Source organism: Ensifer sp. KUDG1 (assembly GCF_050434285.1).
Classification (GTDB): Bacteria; Pseudomonadota; Alphaproteobacteria; order Rhizobiales; family Rhizobiaceae; genus Ensifer.
The window spans coordinates 511,689-537,291 of the sequence record NZ_JBNDIG010000002.1 but is presented as its reverse complement, the minus strand read 5'-3'; the positions used below and the strand labels follow the sequence as shown (position 1 = coordinate 537,291).

The 25,603-nt window shown below is 63.2% G+C and carries 26 protein-coding genes and 1 riboswitch; of the genes, 6 read left to right on the top strand and 20 right to left on the bottom strand.

Going from position 1 to position 25,603, the window contains the following annotated elements; genetic code table 11:
- Nucleotides 1-4 precede the first annotated feature (4 nt).
- Entirely contained in the window at nt 5-283 is a 279-nt protein-coding gene (locus tag M2267_RS08170) for a hypothetical protein (protein ID WP_052201885.1), read from the top strand.
- 99 nt (nt 284-382) lie between these two features.
- The gene (locus M2267_RS08165; protein WP_043619754.1) at nt 383-586 is read left to right on the top strand and encodes a hypothetical protein; all 204 of its coding nucleotides are present in this window, start codon (nt 383-385) and stop codon (nt 584-586) included.
- Between the two features lie 114 nt (nt 587-700).
- Here M2267_RS08165 and M2267_RS08160 read toward each other — a convergent pair whose 3' ends face one another.
- Together M2267_RS08160 and M2267_RS08155 are read right to left on the bottom strand one after the other, a co-directional pair.
- Complete coding sequence (locus M2267_RS08160) at nt 701-919, bottom strand: hypothetical protein (RefSeq protein ID WP_429113863.1); 219 nt, start codon at nt 917-919, stop codon at nt 701-703.
- Nucleotides 912-1,373, bottom strand: a complete 462-nt coding sequence (locus tag M2267_RS08155) for a hypothetical protein (RefSeq protein ID WP_429113861.1) — start codon at nt 1,371-1,373, stop codon at nt 912-914. The genes M2267_RS08160 and M2267_RS08155 overlap by 8 nt, the downstream gene beginning before the upstream one ends.
- Before the next feature lie 10 nt (nt 1,374-1,383).
- Between M2267_RS08155 and M2267_RS08150 the strand changes: the two genes are divergently transcribed.
- Nucleotides 1,384-2,388, top strand: coding sequence for a GlxA family transcriptional regulator (locus M2267_RS08150; RefSeq protein ID WP_034788530.1), 1,005 nt, complete (start codon nt 1,384-1,386; stop codon nt 2,386-2,388).
- A gap of 148 nt (nt 2,389-2,536) precedes the next feature.
- Nucleotides 2,537-3,136: a YdeI/OmpD-associated family protein gene (locus tag M2267_RS08145; RefSeq protein WP_429113859.1), complete on the top strand. Its 600-nt coding sequence runs from the start codon at nt 2,537-2,539 to the stop codon at nt 3,134-3,136.
- 25 nt (nt 3,137-3,161) lie between these two features.
- Here M2267_RS08145 and M2267_RS08140 read toward each other — a convergent pair whose 3' ends face one another.
- From M2267_RS08140 to M2267_RS08110, 7 genes are all read right to left on the bottom strand, one after another.
- Nucleotides 3,162-3,575, bottom strand: a complete 414-nt coding sequence (locus tag M2267_RS08140) for a DUF805 domain-containing protein (protein ID WP_429113857.1) — start codon at nt 3,573-3,575, stop codon at nt 3,162-3,164.
- Between the two features lie 223 nt (nt 3,576-3,798).
- Nucleotides 3,799-4,275: a VOC family protein gene (locus M2267_RS08135; RefSeq protein WP_043619793.1), complete on the bottom strand. Its 477-nt coding sequence runs from the start codon at nt 4,273-4,275 to the stop codon at nt 3,799-3,801.
- A 122-nt stretch (nt 4,276-4,397) separates the two neighbouring features.
- Entirely contained in the window at nt 4,398-5,690 is a 1,293-nt protein-coding gene (locus tag M2267_RS08130) for a diguanylate cyclase (RefSeq protein ID WP_429113855.1), read from the bottom strand.
- Between the two features lie 292 nt (nt 5,691-5,982).
- The gene (locus tag M2267_RS08125) at nt 5,983-6,816 is read right to left on the bottom strand and encodes a response regulator (RefSeq protein ID WP_043619742.1); all 834 of its coding nucleotides are present in this window, start codon (nt 6,814-6,816) and stop codon (nt 5,983-5,985) included.
- Between the two features lie 185 nt (nt 6,817-7,001).
- Entirely contained in the window at nt 7,002-8,069 is a 1,068-nt protein-coding gene (locus tag M2267_RS08120) for a cyclic nucleotide-gated ion channel (protein WP_429113853.1), read from the bottom strand.
- Nucleotides 8,070-8,209: 140 nt separating this feature from the next.
- Nucleotides 8,210-8,620, bottom strand: coding sequence for a GFA family protein (locus M2267_RS08115; RefSeq protein WP_429113851.1), 411 nt, complete (start codon nt 8,618-8,620; stop codon nt 8,210-8,212).
- A gap of 85 nt (nt 8,621-8,705) precedes the next feature.
- Nucleotides 8,706-10,058, bottom strand: a complete 1,353-nt coding sequence (locus tag M2267_RS08110; protein ID WP_429113849.1) for a DUF1214 domain-containing protein — start codon at nt 10,056-10,058, stop codon at nt 8,706-8,708.
- Nucleotides 10,059-10,233: 175 nt separating this feature from the next.
- Between M2267_RS08110 and M2267_RS08105 the strand changes: the two genes are divergently transcribed.
- Nucleotides 10,234-11,643, top strand: coding sequence for an adenylate/guanylate cyclase domain-containing protein (locus M2267_RS08105; protein WP_429113847.1), 1,410 nt, complete (start codon nt 10,234-10,236; stop codon nt 11,641-11,643).
- A gap of 42 nt (nt 11,644-11,685) precedes the next feature.
- On the opposite strand, the gene M2267_RS08100 is transcribed toward M2267_RS08105, so the two are convergent.
- Both M2267_RS08100 and M2267_RS08095 read right to left on the bottom strand, forming a co-directional pair.
- Nucleotides 11,686-13,443: an adenylate/guanylate cyclase domain-containing protein gene (locus M2267_RS08100; protein ID WP_429113846.1), complete on the bottom strand. Its 1,758-nt coding sequence runs from the start codon at nt 13,441-13,443 to the stop codon at nt 11,686-11,688.
- A 164-nt stretch (nt 13,444-13,607) separates the two neighbouring features.
- Complete coding sequence (locus M2267_RS08095; protein ID WP_429113844.1) at nt 13,608-14,369, bottom strand: MBL fold metallo-hydrolase; 762 nt, start codon at nt 14,367-14,369, stop codon at nt 13,608-13,610.
- Nucleotides 14,370-14,543: 174 nt separating this feature from the next.
- Between M2267_RS08095 and M2267_RS08090 the strand changes: the two genes are divergently transcribed.
- Entirely contained in the window at nt 14,544-15,305 is a 762-nt protein-coding gene (locus M2267_RS08090) for a hypothetical protein (RefSeq protein WP_043619733.1), read from the top strand.
- 39 nt (nt 15,306-15,344) lie between these two features.
- On the opposite strand, the gene M2267_RS08085 is transcribed toward M2267_RS08090, so the two are convergent.
- The 9 genes from M2267_RS08085 to M2267_RS08045 form a co-directional block, all read right to left on the bottom strand.
- Nucleotides 15,345-16,901, bottom strand: coding sequence for a caspase family protein (locus tag M2267_RS08085; protein WP_429113843.1), 1,557 nt, complete (start codon nt 16,899-16,901; stop codon nt 15,345-15,347).
- Nucleotides 16,902-17,203: 302 nt separating this feature from the next.
- Nucleotides 17,204-17,482, bottom strand: a complete 279-nt coding sequence (locus M2267_RS08080) for a hypothetical protein (RefSeq protein WP_034788099.1) — start codon at nt 17,480-17,482, stop codon at nt 17,204-17,206.
- Nucleotides 17,483-17,649: 167 nt separating this feature from the next.
- A complete protein-coding gene (locus M2267_RS08075) occupies nt 17,650-20,439 on the bottom strand; it encodes a mechanosensitive ion channel domain-containing protein (protein ID WP_429113840.1) in 2,790 nt (929 codons plus the stop codon).
- A 126-nt stretch (nt 20,440-20,565) separates the two neighbouring features.
- Nucleotides 20,566-21,126 carry a DUF924 family protein gene (locus M2267_RS08070; protein WP_429113837.1) on the bottom strand — a complete coding sequence of 187 codons (561 nt, stop codon included), beginning with the start codon at nt 21,124-21,126 and terminating at the stop codon, nt 20,566-20,568.
- 92 nt (nt 21,127-21,218) lie between these two features.
- Nucleotides 21,219-22,286: a FecCD family ABC transporter permease gene (locus M2267_RS08065; protein ID WP_429113835.1), complete on the bottom strand. Its 1,068-nt coding sequence runs from the start codon at nt 22,284-22,286 to the stop codon at nt 21,219-21,221.
- Between the two features lie 3 nt (nt 22,287-22,289).
- Entirely contained in the window at nt 22,290-23,243 is a 954-nt protein-coding gene (locus tag M2267_RS08060) for an ABC transporter substrate-binding protein (RefSeq protein WP_429113832.1), read from the bottom strand.
- On the bottom strand, nt 23,240-24,043 hold the full coding sequence (locus tag M2267_RS08055; RefSeq protein ID WP_043619727.1) for an ABC transporter ATP-binding protein: 804 nt from the start codon (nt 24,041-24,043) through the stop codon (nt 23,240-23,242). The genes M2267_RS08060 and M2267_RS08055 overlap by 4 nt, the downstream gene beginning before the upstream one ends.
- A gap of 22 nt (nt 24,044-24,065) precedes the next feature.
- Nucleotides 24,066-24,479: a DUF1636 family protein gene (locus tag M2267_RS08050; protein ID WP_043619724.1), complete on the bottom strand. Its 414-nt coding sequence runs from the start codon at nt 24,477-24,479 to the stop codon at nt 24,066-24,068.
- 105 nt (nt 24,480-24,584) lie between these two features.
- A riboswitch (cobalamin riboswitch) is annotated at nt 24,585-24,800 on the bottom strand.
- A 184-nt stretch (nt 24,801-24,984) separates the two neighbouring features.
- The gene (locus M2267_RS08045) at nt 24,985-25,461 is read right to left on the bottom strand and encodes a RidA family protein (RefSeq protein ID WP_429113824.1); all 477 of its coding nucleotides are present in this window, start codon (nt 25,459-25,461) and stop codon (nt 24,985-24,987) included.
- Nucleotides 25,462-25,603: the final 142 nt, after the last annotated feature.

Sequence of the window (25,603 nt, the reverse complement as noted above, 5' to 3'; positions counted from 1 at the left end):
ACGCATGTCCACCGCAGCCCTTGTTATCGCCGCTTCGAAGAGTTCCCTCCGTAACAGCTGCCTGCCGCAGGCAGTGGTAAAAAAGGAGCATAGCAGGAGCAACGACATGGTCCTCAACGCCCTCAACCAGATGATCGCCGTCCTCGACGGTGTTGCACGGCAACGACGCGAAAAACAGATCGCGCGGAATCGGGTGGAAGCCCGGCGCGAACTCGCCAAACTGCCCCAGAGAGTCCGTGACGACGTGATGTTTGCGGACCCGCTAATCAATCACCATGTTTGATGGAAGGCATCAAACATATTCGTTGGAATGATAAGTCAGGTTAGGCCATACATATCATCATGGTCGCGACCTGCTGAGACACTCAGAAGGAGCCATGAAATGTCCAACACTCATCTTTCATCGGCCTCGGAACGGGCATCCTCCCACTCGTCCCTTCCGGGTCTCTTCAATCTGCAGGTTCGTGCCTGGGCAGCGTGGAAGCGTCATCGCCAGGAACGGGCTCTCGAAAACCTGTCCTATGACACGCTGAAGGACATCGGCTTCCCGTCGGTGGACGATGCGGTGCATAAGACCGAGCAATGAATGTAATGTGAGCTCTCTTTCTGAGCATCACGGGTTAGAGGGGGCATCGCCGGAATGGCGGTGCCCTTTTCGTTATGGGCGATGGCTCCGCCCTTCGCGCACAAGGACGACCGCTTAAGGCAGCAGTTGCAGCAGTTGCAGAAGAAGTGTCGGTGAACTGAGGAACCAACCGGCGACCAGTCCCAAAAATCCGAGCGCCAGCGCCCCGACGATGCCGTGTCCCTGCCAGCCGATATAGGCGCCGAGGGCGATCGTCGCCAAAGTGATCAAAACCGTCCACAGAATCTGGGCCAGCGACAGTAGACGGGTGGCGATCGCCCTGTCGTCACTCATGCAAAATTACCCTCTCCGATGTGCCCGCAACCTTGCATGTAGTGTAGAAATGCACTTCCCCAAGGGCGTGATCTGCCCGCAAGACCGCTCCCGAGATTTCTTGCAGCCGATCGCGGCACTGCCGGCTCCACGCCATCTTCTGCCATCGCCGTACGACTTGTCTCTTACCGACACCCGCAGTATCCGCGAAAAGAGTCGCAATCGGCAAACACAACCATTGCGCGCGCTTTGCAGATGTTGCGTATCTCTGGCAGTTCTTGTCCGATAGCGTCAACGGCACTGTAAAAACTGTCGCTTTCCTTACAAAAGCCTGAAAGCCTGGCCGAACCGCCTTTTGCCGCGCGATGTCGCAATGCGAAATCTCTTTGCGGTCGCTGCTATCCATGCGAATGTCGCAAACAGACAAGCCGAAGAGTATCTTCCAAGCGACGAATATACCCGCATCGCCAAGCATGGGAAGCCTCATGAACAAGCCACTGACCAAAAAGCGTTCTCTCGTCTTCTTCCTGGTGCCGAACTTTTCCATGCTGCCCTTTTCGGCGGCGATCGAAACGCTCCGCATCGCCAACCGCATGCTCGGCTACGAGGCCTATTCCTGGCGCCTCGCTTCGTCCGACGGCGAAAAGGTCCTGTCGTCGAGCGGTATCGCGCTCGAGGTCAATTCGTCGCTTGCAGACGAGCGCAAGTTTCTCGGCGGCGAAAACCGCCCCTCGATGGTGCTGGTCTGTTCCGGCATCTATGTCGAGGACTTCAACAACAAGTCGGTCAATGCCTGGCTTCGCGAGGTTTATAACCGCGGCGTGGCCGTCGGCAGCCTCTGTACCGGCGCCCATGTGCTGGCCTCCGCCGGCCTTCTGACCGGCAAGCGCTGCGCCATCCACTGGGAAAACCTGCCGGGCTTTTCCGAGAGCTTCCCGCAGGTCGACGTCTATGCCGATCTCTATGAGATCGACAGCAACATCTACACCTGCGCCGGCGGCACCGCCTCGCTCGATATGATGCTGAACCTGATCGACCAGGATTTCGGCGAGAGCCTCGTCAACCGCGTCTGCGAACAGGCGCTGACCGACCGCGTGCGCGGGCCGCATGACCGCCAGCGCCTGCCGCTGCGCGCCCGCCTCGGCGTACAGAACGCCAAGGTGCTGTCGATCATCGAACTGATGGAGGCCAATCTCGCAGAGCCGCTGTCGCTCCTGGAAATAGCCGAGGGCGCCGACCTTTCGCGGCGCCAGATCGAACGCCTCTTCCGCCAGGAAATGGGCCGCTCGCCTGCCCGCTACTACCTGGAGATCCGCCTCGACCGGGCCCGGCACCTGCTGATCCAGTCGTCGATGCCGGTGGTCGAGGTGGCGGTTGCCTGCGGCTTCGTCTCCGCCTCGCACTTCTCCAAGTGTTATCGCGAACTCTACAATCGGTCGCCGCAGCAGGAGCGCGCCGACCGCAAGCTGACGCTGCAGATGGCGCGGTAACAGCCGATAGAAGGAACACTCAAAGGGCGGAGCGATCCGCCCTTTTTCGTTGGTGACACTCTCCGCTTGTGCCGTCCTGGCACTTGCACGCGCCGTTGTTTTGGATTGAATGGTCGGCGTTTCAGGAGAGCGAGGAGCACACCGAACAATGGCCCCCGTGGAGATCGATCCCGCCAAGGTTCACGAATTCAAGGATTTCCAGAGCTTCTACGAGTGGCTCGCCGCCCACCACCAGAGCGAGACCGAAGTGTGGATCAAGACCCACAAGGTCTCATCCGGCCTCGCCTCGATCACGCCAAAGGAAGCGATCGACGCGGTGCTGTGCTGGGGCTGGATCGACGGCGTCCGCAAGGGGTTCGACGACCGGAGCTTTCTGCAGCGCTATACGCCGCGCGGCAAGAAGAGCATCTGGAGCCAGATCAACGTCGACAACGTCGCCCGCCTGATCGCCGAGGGCCGCATGACCGAACACGGCCTGAAGCAGGTGGATGCCGCCAAGGCCGACGGCCGCTGGGACCGCGCCTATGCGAGCGGCAAGGACCTGCAGATACCCGACGACCTGCAGGCGGCGATCGACGCCGAGCCCGAGGCGAAAGAAATGCTCGCCAGACTCAGCGCCCAGAACCGCTTCGCGCTCGCCTTCCGCACCCACAACATGAAGACCGAGGCCGGCCGCCGGAAGAAGATCGAGACCTTCGTCGAGATGCTGAAACGCGGCGAAACGATCTATCCGCAGAGGCGGAAATAACCGGGGCGCCTGCGCCGTGCTCGCATCACTGGCCGGCGCGACCGAAGGCCTGAGCTGCTCCTCCGGTATTGCCGGTGGCCGGCGGGCCGAAGCGATTGGCGTCCTCTTCGCCCGGAAGGAAACCCAGCATCACGAGGCCGAGCAGCGGCCCGACGATCGGAACGAAAAGCGCAAGGTTCCACCACCCGGAACGACCATGGTCGTGCCAGCGCTTGGTGTTGACGGTGAAGCTGAAATAGAGGTTTGCGATGAGGATGACGAAAACGAGCAAGTGCATGAGGCTGAAGCCCGGCGCATAGTTATCTACGCCCGAAAGCGCCAACAACGCCCCGCCGGCAAACACCGCCGCTGCCGTCGCAATCCAGACGGCAATCTGCGCCAACCACCAGGTCTGGCGTCCGATGCGGCCATCGGCGCTCGTAAAGGTTTGTGAATTCACGTCGTCCCCTCCCTACCGGCCTATCCGAATCCAAGCGCGCCCCGCGCTCGTTGGCCCCGACCTGCATATAGAAGGCCAGTCAATAAACGTCTAGATTTCATCGCGGCAGAAAGCGCCTCATGATTGCGCGGGCAAGCCGCCTTGCAGTTGCAGTCTGAAATCCGTGAGACGCCTCGCTCTCCGCTGCCTCCGCGTGACGACCTGCCCGTAAACGCGCGTGACCCTAGCCGTGGAACGCCCGCTCCAGTTCGGCGATGTCGAGCTTGATCATGCCGAGCATCGCTTCCGTCACGCGCTTGGCGCGCGCACGGTCGGAATGGGCGACCATGTCGCCGAGCACCCGTGGCACGATCTGCCAGCACAGCCCCCAGCGGTCGCGGATCCAGCCGCATTGTTCGATCTGCCCGCCGTTTTCGCTGATCGCGTTCCAGATCCGGTCGATCTCCTCCTGGGTGTCGCACTGGATCATGATCGAGAATGCATGGTTGAACGGATCGAGCGGCCCGGCTTCCAGCGCCAGGAATTCCTGATTGCCGAGCGTGAACTCGATGGTCGTCACGCTGCCGGGTGGTCCGCTCGGGCTTTCCGCCGGCAAGGTGGTGACGCGGATGATCGCCGAATTGGGAACGAGCGAAATGTAGAAGTCGACCGCCTGGCGCGCCTCTTTCGCAAACCAGAGATTTGAAACGACATTGGTCATGATTTGGTCCTCCTCGTGCCGCCTGATCATGTGCGGTAACCGAAGGACGATCGACTTCGTTCCAAGCCGACAGGTGGCGGATCTTTATTTCTGAAGGTGGGCCCGCCGGCTTGCCCGGTAGTTTACGACGCCAGCGCGTCGAGCAGGGCCAGCTCGGAAATCACCCGGTTCCGGCCGGCATGCTTGGCCATGTAGAGAAACTGGTCTGCGGCGTGCAGGTAGTTCTCGAAGGCTTCCGAGCTCTCGATGGTGGCAAGGCCGATCGAGACCGTGATCGTCAGTTCCTCGTCGTCGGCGACGATGCGGGATTTTGCGAGTTCGAGCCTCAGCGCGTCACAAAAGGCGAAGGCGCGCCGCACGTCGCAGCCGTTGAAGAGAATGCCGAACTCCTCGCCGCCGAGGCGGGCAAGCAGATGATCCTCGCCGACAAGCGCGGACAGGCGCTTGGCCACGTGCTTCAGCACGATGTCGCCGATCTCGTGGCCATAGGTGTCGTTGAGGCGTTTGAAATGATCGATGTCGAGCACGGCGATCGCCGTCGGCTCGCCGCGCCTGAGGCACTGCTCGACCACCCGCGGACCAGCCACGAAGAAGTGGCGGCGATTGTAGAGGTCGGTGAGATAGTCGCTGGCCGCCTGCCGCTGCAGCGTCTGCAGCCGCTTCTGCACGCCGGCGGCCTGCGCAATGCGGCCGTTGAACTCCGCTTCGAGGAAGGGCTTCTGGATGAAATCCGTACCGCCTGCTTCCAGGAAGCGCGCGCCGGCGCGCCGGTCGCCGCTGTCGGAGAGGCCGATGACCGGCACCGCACCATCACCCCGCCGCCGCTCCACCTCGGCAAGTAGCGCCGCACCGGACATGTCGGAGAGATCAAGGTCGGTGACGACGAGATCGACCGCTTCGCCGCTATCGAGCACCTGCAGCGCATCGGCGGCGGACGCGACCTCGCAGACGGAAATCCGCTGCCGCCTCAAGATGCCGGCCAGTTCGCTGCGTGAGGCACAATCGGAATCGGCAAGCAGCACCGTCGTCTTGCCGTTGGTCAACGCCCGGTCGACGGCGCCGATCAGAAGATTGATCGATTCCGGCTGGTGCTTGATGACGCAATCGAGCGCGCCGCGCCTGAGGATCTCCTCGCGCGTATGGTCGTTGAAGGCCGCGGTGAAGACGACGGCCGGAATCTGGTTGTCGAGGATGAAGTCGAGCGCCTCGCAATTGGGCGCATCCGGAAGATTGAGATCGAGAACGGCGAGAGAGAAACTGTCAGGCGCCAGTTCCAGCGCTTCTCTCAGCGCCGCCAGCGAGCTGCAATGGATAACGCGAATGCCGTGGACGGATTCGAGCCCGTACTTCAGCGCCGTCGCGAACATCCGGGAGTCCTCGACAAGCAGCATGCGCTTGTCGCTGTGCTTTTGCACAGAATTCACCCGGCCTGGCGTGCGGCGCAATCTCACGTCCCTGCAACCCCTCTCGAGCCGCAGGCGTGCTTCCCTCAAGGGGTGACGCTGGCTCCCGAAATCTTCAACCCGGCCACTTGCCGCGCCTGGCCTTTCGGCCGGCGTGATCCGTGTGACCGGGTTCCCCGCTCCTGCTGCGGCGGATTGAAGACCGATCGGATTGCAATTTCGTTAATACGGCAACCTGTGCGCGGCATTTTTGATGCACGTGCCCAATAATTCTAAGGGGTTTTCGCCCTTCTTGTTTTGATGGTTAAGCAGGAACCCTAACTTTTTCACTGAGTGTGCGGATCTTCGTCAACGTGTCCAGGTTCTGGTTGACGCGGCAGTAGAACTCCTCGTTGACGAAGGGGCGAACGACGAAGTCGTTGCCGCCGGCTTTGAGGAACCGCGCCGACAGAAGCCGGTTGGTCGACGACGAAACGCCGATGATGCGCAGCTGGTGCGGCCCGTAGGAACCGCGGATGCGCCGCGTCAGCTCGAAGCCATCGATATCGGGCATGTTGTAGTCGGTGATGACGAGGCCGATATCCGGATTGTTCTTCAGAAGCTCCAGCGCCATCGCGCCGTTTTCGGCCGAGCTGGTGCGGAAGTTGTAGCGCTTGAGCTGCGTCGTCAGCAGCGCACGTGCCGTCGGGCTGTCGTCGACGATCAGCACATGGTGCTTGTGGTTGGTGAGGAACCGGCAGACCGATTCCGCCAGCATGTCGACGGCAAAGACGCTGTCCTTGATGACGTAGTCGACGATCTCCTTGGCGAGAATCTTCTCGCGCGTCGATTCCTGGAACGAGCCGGTAAAGACGACCGTCGGCACGCTCATGTCGATCAGATAGTTGAGCGCCTCGCCGTTTTCCGCCCCCGGCAGGTTGATGTTGGAGATGGCGAGCGAAGCCGGGAATGTCGCGTTTTCAACGGCGAACTGCAGATCGTCATAGTCGCGGCAGACGATGACATCGATGTCGAACAGCTCTTTCAGCCGCTTCGAGACCATCGAGGAAAAAAGGTTGGAGTCCTCGGCGAGCACGATGCGGTGCTCGGCAAGGGATTCGCCGGAATAATACATCCCGGAAACGCCAAAAAATGACATTGAACGCCTATGTAAAAGAGTGTCCCCCTACAGCTCCGCGCGTTCTTCATGCCCGCCTAGTCGCTGTAACTTGCAGGCTCTATGCTAGAGGAGAAAGGCTTTCTTCGGTGTTAATGGGCGGCCGGCGAATTAATGAGATGGGCGTGCCGGCTTGAGACGCCAACGGCTCCGGACGCCTGCATTCCTCATGCCTCCGGGGTTCGTCCACGCCGCGTCTCGGCGGTCCGGCGGATGACCTCGGCGATCTCCGGATTGCTGCTCGACAGCATCTGGAAATCCTCCGAATAGAGCGACAGCAAGGAAACCTCGGTGGCGGCGGTCACGGTCGCCGAGCGCGGCTCGCCCGATATCAGCGCCATCTCGCCGAAGAAGCTGCCGGGGCCGAGCTCGACCGGCGTCGGCGACGGCGTTGCGATCGTCACACGCCCCTCGACGATGAAGTACATCTGGTCGCCCGGCTCGCCCTTGCGGCAGATGATGCTACCCGCCGGCACCACGCGGGAGCGCAATGCCCGGACGATCTCGACGAAGGCGGCCGAGCCGAGCTTTTCGAACAGCGGCACCGCCGCGACCAGTTGCCAGTTGCGCACGAAATCCTGGCGGCGCACTTCTTCGAAAAACCCGGTGGCAAGAATGCCTGCCCAGAGCGCAAAGATGCCGATACCGCTCATCATCACCAGACCCGCAAGCACCCGGCCGGCGAGCGTCTGCGGGATCTCGTCGCCATAGCCGGTGGTCGACAGCGTCACCACCGCCCACCACATGGCCTGCGGAATGCTGCCGAACTTGTCCGGCTGGATGTCGCGCTCGATCAGATAGGCGACCAGCGATGCGCCGAAGAGCACGATGCCGAAGAGCGAGGTGACGCCGACGAGATTGGGCGCGGCGCGCGCCACCACCCGGCCGAGCAGGCGAAAGAAGGTGAAGTGACGCAAAGGCTTCAAGAGCCAGATGCCACAATAGAGGCTCTGGTCACGCGAGCCGGCGATCAGAAATCCGACGAGAGGAACCACCACGGCCAGAAGATCGATGACAAGTGCCGGCGTGCGGCCGCGATCGTCCCGACGCCGGATGACCGTATCGACCAGTTGCAGGACATAGATGGCCCAGACACCGGCCAGCAGGAACTCCAGCGACAGCTTCGCCGTCGCATCGAGGTCCCGCGCCGTCAGCGCGGCAACGGCGACGAGCCCAACCGCCGCGACAAGCGCGTTCAATGGCGCGGAGATTTTCAGGAAAGGCCGTGCCGACATTCACTCCCCCAAGAGCCCCGCGCCTTCCGGCCATGCCTCGGCCGGACATGTCAAGCGCGCAGTAACGCCTTGATCTTAAGCACAATCCATTTCTGAATCGACGCTTAATTAAGAGTGGTGAATTGAGGAGGGCACACGCGCTAAAAGCGCGTTCCGACCGGATCGCCATCGTCTCGACGCACGCGATCCTCCTCAAATTGTTCGGCCCCCTCGACCGGTCTCAGCCACGGCTCGCGGCGCTTGATCCACAGCTCGTAGCTCGGCTTCAACGGCGTGGGCGCTTGAGACAGGAGCCCGAGTTTAACCTCCGCCTCCTGTTCATCGGCCGAGAACGCCCGCGACCCGCAATGCGAACAGAAGCAGCGCCCCTGGAACTGCGAGATTTCGCCGGTGTATTCAAACTGGTCCGCCGGCCAGATGCCATAGAAGGTGAAGGCCGAGCCGCTTTCCTTGCGGCAATCCATGCAGTGACAGATGCCGACGCGCAGCGGCTCGCCGCGAACCGAAACCTGCACCTGTCCGCAAAGGCATTGTCCCGAGAGAATGGTCATGATGGTCACCTGATCTGCTTTGACGCATCACGAAAACGGCGGCACGTGTGTTCGGTTCCTTCGACACCGACCTGTGCCGAAAGCCTCACCGCACCTCCTCGACCACCGGCGGCACCCAGCGCCCCTGCTTCACGACATCCTTCGGCACGTAAGCACGGAATGTCAGCGAGAACGGCTTTCCCTCCGGCGAAGGCAGCCAGTTTGCTTCCGGCACGCCCTTGACCGGCTTCGGACCAATGGCGATCTTGAGTGAACCATCGGCTTCGTTCGCCAGATTCGAATTGCTGTTGAAATTGTACCGCTTGAGGTCGTTTGGCACGACTCGGTAGTCCGGCACACCGACGAGGATCACCGACCAGTAGGCGTTGACGACAGCCGACGGCAGGTCGTTGGCCGGGAAATGGATGACGTAGGTGTTGGATCCATTGACCGGCTTACCGGCCGCGTCGCTCACCAGCGAGAAGTAGACGACCTCATCGGGGGAATTGCCCCAGATACCGGCATAGTTGGTGACGGTTCGCTGGAGAAAGTTCGAGCCGTAGATGCCGATATGGGTTCCGACGCCCCAGCCACTCTTGACCTCGACGGTCCTGGCGATCCCGTGCTGAACGAAGTCCGGCACGATTTTTTCGCGAAGCACCTTGTCCACGGCTGCACGCGCTTGCGGATTGCTGGCGACATAGGCCGCGACGAAACGAACCTTCTGCTGCATTTGCGCGGCGATCGGCGAAACGTCGAGCGCGCTGCCAAGGATCGCGTCCACATTACCGAAAGCTTCGGCACCAAGTAGCTTCTGGTTGTCGAAGTTCGGTATCGCTGGCGCTGGCGCGGGCGTCACCTCGCCGAGCGGCGTCGCCTTGAACTCTTTCTGCAGCGCCAGCGCTCCTTCCGGATCGCCCTTGATTTCGACCCGGGCCAGCATCTTCGCCTTGGCCGAATGCAGCTCGATCCGGGCGGCATCGGCGGGGATAGCAACGGCGGAACCCGGTTTCACCAGCGCGAACTTGCCGAAGGGTTTCGATGGAAAGGTTCGTTCGTTGATATTGACGATGACCTCGCCCCATTCGTCGAGGATCTGGGCAGTGTAGTAGCGCCCCTTGATTTCAGGCACTTCGAGCAGCACACCGCCATCGTCATCGGTCGTATACCAGGCCTCAAGATAGGCGACGTCGAAGTTCGGGTTGACGAAATCGGCCGATCCGAGGGGATTGTACTTGATGGAGTTCCAGGCGAAACCTTCTGCCTTGGTATCCATCTGTTCCTGACGGATCACCAGCAACCGGCCAAGGAGATAGATGTAGGCATCCTCGATCGTCGTTTCGTCGGGTACGGCCTTTTCCGAGGTCTGGGCCAGCGCCACCGATGGCAGCGAAGCCGAGCAGAGCGGCACCGACAGTGCAACCGCGCTCGCCAGCAGGCATTTGCAAAAAGTGTTCATTGGCAACCTCATTGCGTTTGCCCCACACCGCGGACGATCTCCTTCGAGTTGACCGCAGTCGCCGCGTTGAAGGAAGTACGTAACGGTTACAAAAACCAATTCATGCCGATTTGCGGCGCGCGACGGCCACGACAAACCTCTCCCCCGCGCCGGAATTTCGGTATAAGATACTACCATGAGTGAAGCCCAGCCTCTGTTCGATATGCTGCGCCAGACCGTGCAGCCTGAAATCGCCGGCGTATTGGAGCGATTTGTCCGGGAAGCGCCGGACCGCAAGCTCGGCCGCATCAACGCACTCGCCTTTGCCGCCGAACACGGGCTCGACGAGGAAAAGGCGATCGCTGCCTTCCTGCATGCCTCCCGCCTTGGCCTTTTCGAGCTTTCCTGGAATGTGCTTTGTCCCGGCTGCGGCGGCGTGCTCGATGCCAACACGTCGCTGAAGACCGTGCAGAGCGACACCTATACCTGCTCGCTCTGTGCTGCCGGCTATGAGCCGACGCTGGACGAGATGGTGGAGGTGACCTTCACCGTGAACCCGCGCATACGCCACATCGAGGCCCACAGCCCGCACGAACTGCCGCCGCTCGAATATTTCCGGCAGATCTACTGGGGCTCGGGCATTGAACTGCCCGAGGAGGGCTACGAGGCCCAGGTCGACGACTTCATGATCGAGGCGCTGGAATTGCCGCCCGGCGAAAAGGCGGTGATCTCGCTGCAGATGCCGCCGGAATTCATCATCATCTTCGAGCCGGTGACCCATGCCGCGCAGTTCATCGACGTCAAGGGCGAGCCGACCAAGGAGCGACGCACGCTGTCGCTGGTCTTCGACCGCGGCCATCGCCACGACGAAGCGCTGACCATGCAGCCCGGTCCCCTGCGTATCCAGGTGGAAAACCACACGGATGTGCGCACCCTGCCCTCGGTTTGCATCGCCAACGACGCGCTGCACGGCATTCTCGGCCGGCGCCGGCCTTTCCTGACGGCCAAACGGCTGCTCTCCAACCAGACCTTCCGCGACATCTACCGCACCGACACGATCGACGTGGACCAGCGGCTGAAGATCACCAGCCTCACTTTCCTGTTCTCCGACCTGCGCGGCTCGACCGAGCTTTACGAGCGGGTCGGCGACCTCGCCGCCTTCGATCTCGTGAAGACCCATTTCAGCGTCGTCAACGAGATCGTCGCGGCGGAAGCAGGTGCAGTCGTCAAGACGATCGGCGACGCCGTCATGGCCACCTTCCCGACGCCGGATCGGGCGGTTGCCGCCGCCATGCGCATGCGCGACGCCATGCGAAAGCTGAACGACGACCGCGGCTCGGAAGACCTGCTCTTGAAAATCGGCATCCATGAGGGACCGTGCATCGCCGTCAGCCTCAATGAGCGGCAGGACTATTTCGGCCAGACGGTCAACATCGCCTCTCGGGTCCAGCACCTTGCCAGCTCGCGCGAAATCTTTGCGACCGGTTCGGTGCTCGACGATCCGCGCGCCTCAAGCCTGCTCAGCGATCGCGGCCTCAATCCGCAATCGCACAATGTCGCGCTGCGCGGCATCACCAACGAGATCAGCATCTTCTCGATCCCGTGAAGCTTGCCGGCACCGGAATTCGCATATCCCCGCAAGCGGCGGTCAGCGTTCGGGCACTCCGGCTTGCCGTAGCCCCTCGGCCATCCGATCCCGCCACTGCGGTATCCTCTGAAACCAGGGCAGCGCCCGATACCGCTCGATCGTGAACCCCGCCTCCGCTGCCAGCAGCTTCTGCGCCGCCCATCGGGCGGTCTCCATGTCCCCTGATAGCGCCGACCAGGCCGCCAGATGGCGATAGGACCAAGTCACATCGGGATAGGTGTTGACGACGTCGTGGGCTATCGCGATGGCTTGCGGGAGAGCCCCTTGCATCGCCATGGAAAAGGCCATCCCCAGTTTCATGTTGAATGCCAGCGGGTCCCTCGGGCTCAGCGTCATCCCACGCCGGAACCGCTCCGTCGCACGCGCGGGATCGTCGGTGAAAAGCGCGAGCCAGCCGAGGCGCGCCCATGCCCAGGCATTGTTCGGATCAAGCGCCAGCGCCTTTTCGATAAAGGTGGCGGCACGCTCCTGATCGCCGCAGATGCTCATTGTCGCACCAGCCGCAGTCAAAGCCGTCGGATCGTCGCTGATCGCGCCCGCGCCTTCGATCGCCGCCCGTGCCAGGTCCAGTTCGCGCTCCGGCTGGTCGGTCCACAGATAGGAAGCGCTCGAGGCATGGCACCAGGCCAAAAGCGCATGGGCACGGCCGTAGCCGGGATCGACCAAGATCGCTTGCCGAAGCAGTTCGATCGCCTGGTTGTTGGTCTCCTTGCGGCGCCCCCAGAGATTGGGAAAGGCGCGCATGACGAAATCATAGGCGCGCAGGCTGGCCGGCGGCTTGCGCCTGGCAAGCTCGATCTCGGCCTCGCGGATGGCCGGGTGGATGGCGCCAGCCACCTGCGCAGCGATCCGATCCTGGAATTCGAAAATATCCTCGATGGCGCCCTCGTAGCGATCCGACCAGGATTGGGTCCGCGTCTCGGCGTCGACCAGTTGCACGGAAATGCGCAGCCGGTCGCCGCCGCGGCGCACGGTGCCTTCGACCACATAGGTGACGCCGAGCTCGCTGCCGACGTCCCGCACATCGACGAAGCGCCCCTTATAGGTGAAGGCGGACTGGCGCGCGATGACGAAGAAGTCGCGGACGCGCGAGAGCGCCGCAGTGATTTCCTCCACGACACCATCGACGAAGTAGTCGTCGCCTGGACCGCTCAGATTGTCGAAGGGCATGACCACAAGCGACGGCTGGTCCTTGCTGCGACCGGCCGGCGGCACCCCGTCGAGGATGCCGCCCCCGACAGCGACCTCATCTTGCCAGTCGACCCGGAAAACCAGAATGGGCCGGGGGATGTTCTTCAAGTTCCGCTCGCCAAGGCTGGTCAGCGCGAAGGGCACCTTGCCGTCGAGATGTTCGCGCACCGCCCCGGAAATACAGATGCCCGACGGAGCGGCGATCTCCTGCAGGCGCGCGGCGATATTGACCCCGTCGCCGAGCAGATCGTCTCCCGACACGACGATGTCGCCGAGATTGATGCCGATGCGAAACTGCAGGCGGCGTTCCGCGGGCATATCCTCCATATCGAGAAGACCGCGCTGGATTTCCACCGCGCAGCGGACCGCCTGAACCGGGCTTGGAAACTCGGCGACGAGACCATCGCCGGCACTGCCGAAGATGCGGCCGCCATGGTCACCCACCAATTCGGCAATCCGCCCCCGGCACCGATCGAGCGCGCGAAGCGTGTTCTCTTCGTCGAGCGCTGCGAGGCGACTGAAGCCGGCGACATCGGCCGCAAGGATGGCTGCGAGCTTTCGATCCACGACGGTGACCGCTCCTGCGGCGGAGGATTTCGCTGAGCCTAATATGCGCGAATTCTAGAATATTCACAGATGCCAGTGGCAAGCGAGAGCGGATGACAGCCACCGCCGAGCAATAACGCGCGCCCCGCGGCGTGAGAGCTTGCCCTGCTGAGACCTGCCGACCCTTAGACGACAGGCGGTATCAACGTCAGCACGTCGCCATCATCCGGAATGAGCAGCCTGGTCAAGGCGATGCCGTGGGCGCTGGTGGCGGCGCGCAGGTCGCCTCGGCTGACCGTCGCATGGTCGAGCGCCTCCATGTGGGTCGCAACCACGATGCTCTTCTTGGAGGCCTCGCAGACCGCGATCGTCTGCGCCGCATCCATCACGATCAGGGCGCCGTCCCAGCGCGCGCCGCAGGAATGGGTAACGATCACATCCGGCTTCGTGTCGTGGATGGTCTTTTCGATCGCCGGGTAGAGCACCGTGTCGCCGGCCCAGTAGACCGTCGGCTCGCCCTTGGCCTCGAGGCTGAAACCCATGACCGGCCCCATGTCCTGAACGACAGGACCAAGCCCGTGGCTGCCGTCGCGCCGGGTAAGCTTCAGGCCCTGCCACTGCGCCTTGCCGAGAAGCGGCGTGACGTCGCGAAAACCGGCCCCGCGGATCGCCTCCTCGTCACCCGGCTGGCAGAAGATCGGCAGCCCCTTCGGCAAGCGATGCTTGGCAGTGTCGTCGAAATGGTCCTCGTGCAGATGCGAGATGATGACGAGCTCGACGCCGGCAAGGATCGTATCGGTGTCGAACGGCAGCTCGACCAGTGGATTGGGCGCCCGCCCGGCAAAGGATGGCAGGCTGTCCTTCGGCCCAAGAAAGGGATCGATGAGCACGGTATGGCCGCCATAGTCGAGCTTGAGGGTGGCGTTGCGGATAAGCTGGAGTTTCATGGGTGTCCTCCCTGGCCGGAAATCGGCAGTGACCGCGATCCTTGCGCAAGCCGTGATGAAATCAAGCCCTGAAATGTGGTCCAGCCAAAGCGAGAAACACAACCACGGAGTGAGAAAAACTTTAACGTTCTACCGACAAACATACGGGCGTTCTGCGATAGAAGAGGAGCCGGAGTGAACGATACCAACGACACCGTGCGCTACACAAGAAAATCGATACTCTGCATTGGCACGCTCGTTGGCGTCACGCTCGTATTTCCCTTTGCAGTTCGCGCGTTCGCTCACTTTCAGGAAACCTCAGACCCACTGGAAACAACGATCTTCGTGTTTCTTGCTGCGGCCTACGCACTGCCGGTCATCTACCTGATCCTCGCCGGCTGCATCGCCATGATCGCCAGCGAGCGGGCCGAGCAGGTCGGCATGTCCCCATTTGTCGGTATCTACGTTGCTCTGCTTGCGTTCTCGGATGTTCCGGTCGGCATCGCCTTCAGTGCGTTTGGAGCCATGGCCGATACGGCCGTGCTCTATGCGAGCCGTATGCTTGGCATTGGCCTTGCCCCTTATCTGCTGATCGCCGCCATTGCCGCGTTGATCACCCTCGGACTGCTGCGCGAAAGGCGCAGATTGCTCAACGAGCGCCATGCCCGGGCTTATCGCCTGTGGTTCTCCCTGCTCGTTTTCTTGATGGTGGTCGGAGTGTGCAATCTTCTCGGTCTGGCTTCGATGCTGCTGTTAGGATCAATGAGTCTCGCAGCAATCGTCCAAATGATCCTCATCCCCATCAAGTCCATCACCCTCTATCCGGTGCTGCCCGTTGCAATGTTCCTCACCGCTTCGGCTTATCTCGTATATGTGAGCCGCGAGCGGGATAGCGGTCCGATCGAGCCACATCCTATGGCGGCGAAATCACGAAAGAACTTCGGGCGCAGGAACTGACCTCAGCCGCGACGGCTGCAGCTGCACCCGCTTGCCCCCTCACCGCCAGCCGCAATCCCAGGGCTGTCCTCTGGCCGTGCGGTGGCAGGCATAGGCGCGGCCGCAGGAGTGGGTGGCGGAAATCGTCGTCCGGCCTCGGCCCGAGCCGCGGGAGAACATCTGCCGGAAGGCAACGTTCGCGCTCTCGGGGCAACTCGAAAAACTCTTCTTCTGCAGTTCGGCCGGCGGGCTGATCGCGCGGGTGCCGGTGTTTTTCTGCGGTGTCTTGATGGTCCCTTGCGTCTCGCTCGGCTGCGGCAGCTTCGCCTCGCGCTGGATCGCGACGCAGCGGCCGTCTTTTGCCTCCTGGCTGCGGCCGCAGGCAAGCGGGCAGATCCGCGCCTTCTCCGACTTCAGGCGATCGAGCACATCGCTGGAGGGTTCGAGCGTCGCTAGGTCGACCTTGCCGAACTTGGAGAAGGCTTCGAGCGCCTTGCGACTACCTTCGCCCCAGACCCCGTCTTCGCTGCCGGCGCGACAGCCCAGCCGGTTGAGCTCGACCTGTACGGAACGGGCCAATGTCGTGTCATCGGCATTGGGCACAGCCAGCGCCGGATCGATGGCCGCTACGGCCTGGCCACCCGCTCCGTCGGGCACGCCTTCGGATGACGGTGCTGAAGCCCGCTCGATGATCTTGATCTTCGCCCTGGCGAGCGAAGCGAACGCACCGCCGGGATATTGCTGCAGGTAGGCGTCGAAGAGGTCGCGGTCCGTCGCATCCTTGATCGTTTCCCAATAGGCAAGCTCGGCCGCCTGCCCTGTCGCGGGCGCATCAGCCGGCGCCGGCTTGCCGCCGATTGCCGGCTTCAGCACCACCTCGCCGGTCAGCGAGGAATTGTCCCAGGGCACCTGCTTGCCGCCGGTTGCCGCCAGCACGTCGCGGCGCACGTCGATCAGCTCGCGGGTGATGTCGCGGCCCGGCTGGCCGAGATGTTTCAGCAGCGCCGATGTGAAGGGCGAGTTCCGCCCCGATCCGTCAAGGGCGACATTGCCGGGTTGCGTGGAAAAGGCGATCAGCGTGCCGATGCCGGTGCCGACCTTGGCAAGGCCACGGCCGACCGAGGCGGAACGCGTGCCCATCGAACGGGCGAGATTGACCGCCAGAGGATTGTCGCGGCAGGCGTCGAGCAGGATGATGTTGACCCGCGTGCTGCGCTCCATCGCCGACAGGATCAGGTTCATCGGCACCGCCTCGAATTCGAGATCGACCGAGGAAGCAAGCGTGGCATCGACCGGGGCAAGGTAGTTTTCGCCGTTCACCTGCAGGCCGTGGCCGGCATAGAAGAACAAGGCGAGATCCGCGCCGTCGAGCCGGCCGACGAAGTCGCGCACCGCGCGACGCACCCCGGCAAGGTCGAGATCCGCACCGGTCACCACCTCGAAGCCCAGACCTTCGAGCTTTGCCGCCATGTCGTGTGCGTCGTTGCCGGGATTGGGCAAGGTGGCCACATGCTGATAGGCGGAATTGCCGATGACCAGCGCCACGCGCTTTTCGGCCAGCGCCTCCGATGCGAAAAGCACCAGCAGAACGGACAAGGCGATGCGAAGGAATGGCATGGCTCCCCCCGACAATGCGCGGATGATCGCGACCACGCGTCAGCCCCAACGCCCAAGCGTGCTACCGGCAATGCGGCCTGTCAATGCAAGGAGGGTGTCCGGCAGCTCTGACGGGCCCTTGCCCGCCCGAAGGAGTGAGGCGGTCGCCGCCCTCGCCCATCCCTTGGGATTAGCAAGAGCAGCCGCGATCGCTCGCAAGGGCTTTCGGGCGCCGTCAGCAACGGCGCTGCGCAAATGTCGAATGAAGGATGGAGCCGCCTGTCAGCGGCGCGCCTGTCGCACCGCTTGAGCGGAATGGAAGGTTACTTGACGACGACGTTGCCGTTGACGATCTCGACGTTTTCGTCGCCCTGCAGGCCGATGCGGTCGCCGCTCGGTGCGGTGACGAAACAGCCGCTCGGGCAGATCATTTCAGTCGCTCCGGATGCGATCGCCACTTCCACACGGCTTTCGCCCTCGACGACGATCAGAACGGCGGTCTCGCTGTCCTTGTTCGTGACAGTCGCGGCACTGGCAGCACCGGCCATCGGCGCGCCGGCCATCAGCAAACCGGAAAGCAAAGCAATCACAAATTTCTTCATCGCCCATCGACGCCAGACGCGCCGCCCTCTTGCCGAGCCGGCCGCCCCGTCGGTTCGCGACGCTGCGCCGGCCACCTCTTCAGCCGATGACCAGCGTAGTCGGTCACCAGAAGAATTGCATGCTTTTTATGGCAGGCCGGCTGAATAGTGGCTGAACGGTCCGTTTATCAGCGGTTTGGGTTTGTCCGGCGGCTGGCCACCCGGCGACTGCCCGTTTCCTCCGCGTCGCGCTCCTCGTCGAGCGGCGCCGCAGCGGCGGTCTTCTTGTCCGAAGCGGCAGACTTGGCCGCGGCCCTTGCCTCGGCGGAGGTGGCGCCCTTCGGCTCGCCCACCTCTTCCGGGTGATGGCTTTCGATGCCGGTCTGGTCCTCGACAGGCACGTCCTCGATCTTGACCGGGAACGGCGCACCGATGCCCTCGTCGCGGAAACGCTCGTAGATGGAGACGCGCAGATCGTTGCGCACGCCGCCGCCGGTGAGGACGTCGGCGACGTAGATGCGCAATTCGAAGGTCATGCGGTCATCGCCAAAGGCGGTGAAGCCGACGCTCGGCGACGGGTTCTTCAAGACCATGGGATGGGCGGCCGCGATTTCGGAAAGCAGCTCCATGATCCGGCGCGGCTCGCTGGCATAGGTCACCGTGATGGCGATTTCGGAGCGGCCGAGCTTGTTGCGGTGCGTCCAGTTGCCGACTGAGGCGTTGATAAGCAGCGAGTTCGGCATCATGATCGACTGGTGCTGGAAGGTCTCGATCTCGGTCGCGCGCACCGAGATGCGCTTGACGAAGCCTTCCGTCGTGCCGCTGACGATCCAGTCCCCCACCTTGAACGGACGCTCGACAAGCAGGATGAGCCCCGAAACGAAGTTCGAGACGATGTTCTGCAGGCCGAAACCGACACCGAGCGAGAGAGCACCGGCGACGAGCGCGAGGTTGGAGAGGTCGATGCCGGCCGCCGACAGGCCGATCAGCCCCGCAAGCCCGACGCCGGTGTAGCCGATGCCGGTGCGGATCGAGTTGCGCACGCCGGCGTCCACCCGGCTGCGCGCCATGATGTTGCCGTCGATCCAGCGCTGCACGAAACGAGTGACGGCGTAGCCGAGCGCAAAGAACAGGATGCCGGCGAGGATGCCGACCAGCGAAATCGTGATCGAGCCGATCTTGATCTCGGTCACCATCCGGTAGGCCCAGGACTCGATGTCGGCGACCTGGAAGCCCCACTGCAAGAGGATCAGCGGGATGAAGAACATCACGACCAGCGCGTAGATGCTGAGGCCCGCGGCAAGGCCGATCTGGTCGAGCGCCACCTGTTCGAGATTATAGCGCCGCTCGAGATAACGCCCGGCGGCGGTCTCGGCAAAGGCGCCCTGCTTGGCAACCGCCCGGCCGGTGAGGATGCCGATATACATCGTGACGAGGATCGCGCCCGTAATGATGATCTGCGTGGCGATGAAGCGGGCAAGACCGACATAGCCCGACACAGCGGCAATGATGAGCAAGGCGCCGGTCGCAAGCAGCGCAAAGGACACCACCCGCGGCCAGGCGCGACCATGGGCATCGAAGGATTCATCCTTCCTGAGCGTCGGCTTGATCCAGGCCGAAGCCATGATGATGAGGCCGATGACGATGGAGGCAATGTAACTCTTGACGACGGTCAGGACGACAGGCGAACCGAGCGCCTCGCTGACGCCGCCGAAGAGGTAATCGAGGCCGTTGACCAGCGCCATGGCGAAGATCGCGATCATCAGCATCCGGGCGCCACGATCGGACACCCGGACGAGCCGCCAGCGCGAATCGCGCGGCGACAACACGGCCTGAGCGAGCCTCGTCACGAAGAAGACGACGACGGCGACCCCGAGCGTGATGGCAATGATCGGCGCGATGTCGGACCGCAGCACGTTGAAGCCGCGCAGGAACAGGAAGCTCGAGACCGCGAAGGCGGCGGACGCGATGGTCGGGATCAGTGTCGACCAGAATGCGACGGAGAGCCGCCGGAAGTAACTCGGCTCCTCATCCGTGATGTCGTGCTCGATCAGTGGGCGAAAGAGTCTGCGGCTGCCGGAAAGGAATACCAGCGCCGCCAGCAGCGACAGGAACAGCGCCGTCAGCAGCGGCACGCGCTTGTAGTTCCAGGCAAAGCTCAGCCAGCTTCCGACGCTGCGGGTCAGCACCCGGGTTTCATCCGCGGTCGCCACGAGTGCGTCGTCGAACATGCCCGTCGAGACTTCGGTGTTCTTCAGGAGCGTGTTGGAAAACAGCGCCCGACGCGTCGCGGTAATCGCGTTGGAGAGTTTCGTCGCCTGCACCGACAGGCCTTCGGCCTCGCCGGTCAGCGCGTTGATCGCACCGCGCTCGGCCATCAGCCGCTTGCGTTCGGCGGTCACGATGTCGGCTTCCGGCGGCTGCCCCTCGGCCGGCGGATCGCCGAGTTCGGTGAGCCGCGCCTTGATCTCGTCGAGCCGCGGACGGGTCGAAACCGAAACGCCGATGATCTGCTTGGCGAGCGCGTCGACCTGAACCTTGAGGTCGGCAAGAACGATGTCGTCGTCCTTGGCCTTCGCGACCTGGTCCGTCAGCTTCTTGAGCTCGTCGCCGGCCTTCGCGAGTTGTTCCGCCGCCTGGTTTTCGGCAGGCGCGGCCGCCTCGGCCTGAGGGGCCGCTTGCGCGGGAGCCGGAGCGTTCTGAGCGGGCTGCGTGGTGGTGGCATCGGACGTCGTGTCGGCTGCGGCGGGCTGTCCGTTCTCCTCGGTCGCAGGCTTGCCGGCAGCGGGCTGGGTGGCGGTCTGAGACGTTTGCGGCGATTGCGCCGGCTGCGCCGATTTCTGGCCCCCTTGCGCGTTTGTCTGTGCGGTTGCCTGTGCCGGTTGCGCCGCCTTCTGGGCCATGACCGGGCCGCCCACGGCAAGCGCCAGCAGGCAGACGAGAATGGCGGGCAGTTTTCCGACAGAACGCAATTTCATGATCCTTGCAGATTGAGACCGTGGCCCGGAATCGCTCCGGCCGTCTTCACGTTTCGATGTGAATACGAAAGACGGCGGAAAGATGCAAAGAACGGCGATAAATCGTCGCCGGCGCCCGCTTTCCCGTTAAAAGCCGGCGCCGGGCTGCGCCAGATAGGCAAGTTCGGCCTCCGTCGAGCCGCGCGCCAGAAAGGCATTGCGATGCGGGAAGCGGCCGAACTGCTCGATCACCTCGCGGTGCCGGATGGCATAGTCGAGATAATCGGCATCGCCGAGTTCGGTAAAGAGCTTCACCGACATGGTCTGGTCGGTAAGGTTTTCCGAGTGCTCGAAGGGCAGATAGACGAAGGCGCGCCATTCCGGCTTGATCGCCATGTCAGCGCCGGTGCCGACGGCAAGCTTCGCCTCGTGCAGCGCCAGGCAATCGGTGGCAAAGGCGAGCGGCGTGCCGCGAAACATGTTGCGCGGCATCTGGTCCAAAAGCACGATCGCCGCCAGCCGGTTCTCCGGGCTCGCCCGCCAGATCTCGTCGACGCCCCGGGCCAGCGCCAGGTGCGACGCCTGGAAGCGGCGGATGCAGGCCTGGTCGAGTTCGTGGCTCGTCCCGAACCAGTCGTCATAGGTGAGTTCGCCAAACCAGAAGTCGAGAACGTCCTGCGGCGTGCAAATGTCAGCTTCGTTCGCCATATGCTCCTCTTGCGGCCCAATGGCCGATCGCCCGGCCCCCGCTAACACATAGGCCGGAACCGGCCCTTGTCCATAACTTGTTCCTACCCGCCTTACGCGCGTCGCTTCAGGATGGCAATGAAGGCGATGCCGCCGACGAGACCGGTGACGACGCCGATCGGCATGTCCTCCGGCGCCATGATGACGCGGGCCGTCAGATCCGCAAGGATGAGCGTCAGCGCCCCGAAGAAGGCCGAAAGCGGAATGACCCTTACGTTGTCGCTGCCGGCCAGGAGCCGCACGAAATGCGGCACCATCAGCCCGACGAAACCGATCGCGCCGGAAAAGGCGACCATCACCCCGGTCAGAAGTGCGGTGACGACGAACAGCGTCAGCCGGAAGCGGCGCACGGGAATGCCGAGCGTCATCGCAGTTTCGTCGCCCATGGCGAGCGCATTGATCTCGCGCGCCCGGATCATCAGCCAGGCGAGCGAGACGAAAAGCACCCCGCCGGGATAGACGAGCTGCGACCATTGCGCCAGGCCAAGACCGCCGAGCATCCAGAAGATGACCGTGTGGGTCGCCCTCGGATCCCCAAGGAAAATCATGAGGTTGCCGACGGACGTTAAGACGAAGGCGACCGCGACGCCGGCCAGCACCAGGCGGTCGGCGCTGCTGCCGAGCACGCGGGAGACGTAAGCGACCAGCACGGTTGCGAGCAGCGCGCCGGCAAAGGCAAAGAGCGGCACCGTGGCAAGGCCGAGGATCATGCCGGTGTGCAGCAGCGCCACGATCGCGCCGAGCGCGCCACCGGAGGAAACGCCGAGCAGATGCGGATCGGCGAGCGGATTGCGCGTGACCGCCTGCAGCACGGCGCCCGTCAGCCCCAGCCCAGCCCCGACGAGGCCTGCCAGCATCACCCGCGGCAGGCGCACGTCCCAGACGATGCTCTCGCGGCCCGCCGACCAGAAGACCTCGACGCTACCGGGCGAGATCTTGCTGGCGATGATCGACCAGACGGTCGCAACCGGGATCTGCGCCGAGCCGAGCGATACGGCGGCCGTCACCGTCAGGAGAAGCAGCAGCAGGCCGGCGGCAAGGCCGAAACCGCTGCGGGCCACCCGTTGAGACGCGGCACGCGAAACCGCAACGGTGTCAGCCGACGTATCCTCAGCCAGCATCGGTTACAGGCCTTCGCCGTGAAAGGTCTTGGCGAGACGGGCGATGGCGTCGATGTTGCGCGGCCCCGGCGTCGCCTCGACATAGTCGAGCACGACGAAGCGATCGTTCCTGACGGCATCGACATTCTTGAATGCCGGATTGGTCTTCATGAAGGCGATCTTGTCCTCGGCCTTCACCTCGCCGTAGTTGACGATGACGACCACTTCCGGATTGCGCTCGATCACCGGCTCCCAGGAGATCTCCACCCAGCTCTTGTCGACATCATCCATGATGTTGGCGCCGCCGGCGGCCTCGATCATCGCCGTCGGAATGCCGAAGCGGCCGGACGTGAAGGGCTTCTCCTCGCCCGAATCATAGACGAAGACCCGTGTCGGCTTTGCCTTGCCGGCGTTCGCCTTGGTGATCTCGGCAAGCTGGCGGCGGTAGCCGTCAACCAGCGTCTCGGCGCGATCCTCGACGCCGAAAATGCGGCCGAGATTGAGAAGATCGACGAACATGTCGTCCATCGTTGGCTTTGCCTTGGCCATCACGTGGATGCAGGATTCGGTCAGCTCGTAGACGCCGATCTTGAAGGGCGCCAAGGTTTCGGGCGTGACCTCGCCGCCGACCTTCATGCCGTAGTTCCAGCCGGCAAAGAAGAAGTCGGCGTCGGCGTTGAGCAGCACTTCCTTGGTCGGATACTTCTCCGAAAGCTCCGGCAGTTCCTTGACGCCTTCGCGCAGCTTCTCGTCCAGCGTCTTCCAGCCGGAAACGCCGGTATAGCCGACCATGCGGTCCTGCAGCCGCAACGCCAGCATCATCTCCACCAAGTTGACGTCGTTGGCGATCGCGCGTTTCGGCGCCGCGTCGAAGGTCACCTCTCGGTTGCAGCTCTTGACCGTGACCGGATAGGCGAGCGCCGGGGTTGCGGCGGCCAGCACGAAAAGAAGGGAAAATGGGGCAATATTGATCTTCATGAAATAGATCCCTGTCGAGGAAGTGAAAAGGAAAAGCGGGCGCCGCCGGCGGCGGCATTGTGAACGGTGGCAGTGACGCCGAAGGCGGCCGAAAGTTCGCCGGGGCTGAGCACCTCTTCGGGCGTGCCGAACGCCGTCAGCCGCCCGGCGGTCAGGATCGCGACGTCGGTCGCAAACTCGGCGGCGAGATTGATGTCGTGCAGCGTTGAGACGATCGTCAGCTTCAGCGTCTGCAGCAACTCGAGGATTTCGAGCTGGTGGCGGATGTCGAGATGGTTGGTCGGCTCGTCGAGAATGATGATGCGCGGCTCCTGCGCCAGCGCGCGGGCGATCAGCACCCGCTGCTTCTCACCGCCCGAAAGCGTGGCGAACTGGCGACCGGCAAGATGCGCGAGATCGAGATGCGCGAGTGCATGCTGCACCCGATCGCGGTCGAAATCGCTCCAGCCGCTCAAGCCTTCCCGCCGCGGAATGCGCCCCATCATCACGACGTCGCGCACGCTGAAGGGAAAGTCGCCGGGCATTTCCTGCAGGACGACGGCGATCGTCCTTGCCGCCTCGCGCGCCGAGATCGACCACAGATCGATGCCATCGACCGAAACACGGCCGGCATTCGGCTGCACCGCCCGGTAGAGGCAGCGCAGAAGCGAGGTCTTGCCGGCACCGTTCGGCCCGAGGATCGCAAGCCGGCTGCCCGCCGCGATCGAAAAGCCGATGTCCTTGACCAGCGTCAGCCCCGCGCGTGGCCCCCAGTGAAGGCCCTCGACCTTGAGTGCCGCTCCCGTTGCCGTGCAGCTCATGGGTTGATCCCTCCCTGCGCCGTCATTGGAAGTGCCCGCCGAGGTCTTCGGAAACGAGCATCGCTGCGGGGATGCGGGCAAGCGTCTTGCCTTTCAACCCGCGTGGCCGCTCGGCCGCCCGCGTCATGCCATCGCCACGCTCGGCATAGGTTGTGGCAAAGCGTACGAGATCGTCGATGTCTTCGTCCGGCGAGACGTCGCCGAAGAGATAGGTTGCCTTTCCCGTCGCCTGGAAGGCGATGGTGCAGGGCCGCGTGCAGGCCGCCATGCACACCGTGCCGGCAATCGAGAAGTCACGATCGAGCGGTGCGCCGAGTGCAGCGATGCTGCCGTTCAGCCGCTTGATCAGCTCGGCGCCGGGCGCGCAGGGGCCACCGGTGAAGCGGCAATCGGTGCAGACCGTTATCTTGTGCTGTCGGAAATTCGGCTCAGCCATTCCTGCCCTCCGCCGGACTGACGGCAAGAGATGGCGAAACGGCAGAAGGACGGATAGCCGTCGTGCGAAAGCCAGTTCTTTTCCATCGGAACACCCCGTCCGTTGTGGTTGATCGGTTCGATGGCAGGTCTCCTGGCTCGCGGGTCGTGGCGCATCCACGTCTTCCCGGCTGATCGCCAGTGACATGGTGTGAATGCGCTTTCCGCTCACAGTTGCGGGGGCAGCCACGGTCTCGGCCCCATCAGGGTCGTCCGTTCCGTGTTCCCTTTTCAGCCGCCTCCGCATTGTCGCGGACGCAGCACCATCACCGCCTTCCTCGCATGAATCGGCGGGGGAGACAACCGCACGGCACAGGCGGGAAGGATCTATCAACATGCGGCGTATCGTCATGCGCAGTTTGTTATTAAATAACATTACGTCGCGCAAGCCGAAAATTGAGCGTCGGACACGATCCGACGCCCTACAGCCAAAATCCGCCTCACGACCGACAGGCAGCCGTGTCGCCTCAGAACTCCGGCGGAAAGAGCTCGGCCGTCAGCGTCACCGCCACCGCGGCGTTGCCCGGCAGGTTGCGCACGCCGCAGACGGAGCGGATATGGCCGGCCCTTTCGCCAAAGGCGGCAGCCAGAAACTCGGAGGCGCCGTCGAGCACCTTCGGGTGGTCGAGGAAATCCTCGGTGCAGGCGACATGCCCCTCCAACCGGACGATCTGGCGAATGCGCTCGAAACGGCCGAGATGTTCGTGGATCTGCGCCAGCGCATTGAGCACCGCCAACTCGGCCGCCTTGCGCCCCTCGTCGATCGTCACGTCGCGCCCGAGCAGCCCCGTATGCACGAAGCGCCCGTCGAGCAGCGGCCCCTGCATCGAGACATGAAGAATCCCGCCCGCCTCGATCACCGCGCGATAAGCGCCGAGCGGCTTCGGCGGCGTTGGAAGCTGAACGCCAAGCGCCCCCAGCCTACGGATAACCTCATCCATCATTGCTCCCCCTCCTCGTCACCTGACGAACCGGCCTCCTTGCGGAGACGATGCCGCTTTTCATCTCGACCCTTCGCAGTTCTGTCGCCCCTATCGCAAGCAGTAAGGCCCACCGTTCCTTGCGCCTCCAGCCGTATGTTCAAGC

Excerpts from the sequence above, each read along its gene's own strand:
- M2267_RS08170 (WP_052201885.1), top strand. The coding sequence starts at position 5 with ATGTCCACCGCAGCCCTTGTTATCGCCGCTTCGAAGAGTTCCCTCCGT.
- M2267_RS08165 (WP_043619754.1), top strand. The coding sequence starts at position 383 with ATGTCCAACACTCATCTTTCATCGGCCTCGGAACGGGCATCCTCCCAC.
- M2267_RS08160 (WP_429113863.1), bottom strand. The coding sequence starts at position 919 with ATGAGTGACGACAGGGCGATCGCCACCCGTCTACTGTCGCTGGCCCAG.
- M2267_RS08155 (WP_429113861.1), bottom strand. The coding sequence starts at position 1,373 with ATGCTTGGCGATGCGGGTATATTCGTCGCTTGGAAGATACTCTTCGGC.
- M2267_RS08150 (WP_034788530.1), top strand. The coding sequence starts at position 1,384 with ATGAACAAGCCACTGACCAAAAAGCGTTCTCTCGTCTTCTTCCTGGTG.
- M2267_RS08145 (WP_429113859.1), top strand. The coding sequence starts at position 2,537 with ATGGCCCCCGTGGAGATCGATCCCGCCAAGGTTCACGAATTCAAGGAT.
- M2267_RS08135 (WP_043619793.1), bottom strand. The coding sequence starts at position 4,275 with ATGACCAATGTCGTTTCAAATCTCTGGTTTGCGAAAGAGGCGCGCCAG.
- M2267_RS08125 (WP_043619742.1), bottom strand. The coding sequence starts at position 6,816 with ATGTCATTTTTTGGCGTTTCCGGGATGTATTATTCCGGCGAATCCCTT.
- M2267_RS08120 (WP_429113853.1), bottom strand. The coding sequence starts at position 8,069 with ATGTCGGCACGGCCTTTCCTGAAAATCTCCGCGCCATTGAACGCGCTT.
- M2267_RS08115 (WP_429113851.1), bottom strand. The coding sequence starts at position 8,620 with ATGACCATTCTCTCGGGACAATGCCTTTGCGGACAGGTGCAGGTTTCG.
- M2267_RS08110 (WP_429113849.1), bottom strand. The coding sequence starts at position 10,058 with ATGAACACTTTTTGCAAATGCCTGCTGGCGAGCGCGGTTGCACTGTCG.
- M2267_RS08105 (WP_429113847.1), top strand. The coding sequence starts at position 10,234 with ATGAGTGAAGCCCAGCCTCTGTTCGATATGCTGCGCCAGACCGTGCAG.
- M2267_RS08095 (WP_429113844.1), bottom strand. The coding sequence starts at position 14,369 with ATGAAACTCCAGCTTATCCGCAACGCCACCCTCAAGCTCGACTATGGC.
- M2267_RS08085 (WP_429113843.1), bottom strand. The coding sequence starts at position 16,901 with ATGCCATTCCTTCGCATCGCCTTGTCCGTTCTGCTGGTGCTTTTCGCA.
- M2267_RS08080 (WP_034788099.1), bottom strand. The coding sequence starts at position 17,482 with ATGAAGAAATTTGTGATTGCTTTGCTTTCCGGTTTGCTGATGGCCGGC.
- M2267_RS08075 (WP_429113840.1), bottom strand. The coding sequence starts at position 20,439 with ATGAAATTGCGTTCTGTCGGAAAACTGCCCGCCATTCTCGTCTGCCTG.
- M2267_RS08070 (WP_429113837.1), bottom strand. The coding sequence starts at position 21,126 with ATGGCGAACGAAGCTGACATTTGCACGCCGCAGGACGTTCTCGACTTC.
- M2267_RS08065 (WP_429113835.1), bottom strand. The coding sequence starts at position 22,286 with ATGCTGGCTGAGGATACGTCGGCTGACACCGTTGCGGTTTCGCGTGCC.
- M2267_RS08060 (WP_429113832.1), bottom strand. The coding sequence starts at position 23,243 with ATGAAGATCAATATTGCCCCATTTTCCCTTCTTTTCGTGCTGGCCGCC.
- M2267_RS08055 (WP_043619727.1), bottom strand. The coding sequence starts at position 24,043 with ATGAGCTGCACGGCAACGGGAGCGGCACTCAAGGTCGAGGGCCTTCAC.
- M2267_RS08050 (WP_043619724.1), bottom strand. The coding sequence starts at position 24,479 with ATGGCTGAGCCGAATTTCCGACAGCACAAGATAACGGTCTGCACCGAT.
- M2267_RS08045 (WP_429113824.1), bottom strand. The coding sequence starts at position 25,461 with ATGATGGATGAGGTTATCCGTAGGCTGGGGGCGCTTGGCGTTCAGCTT.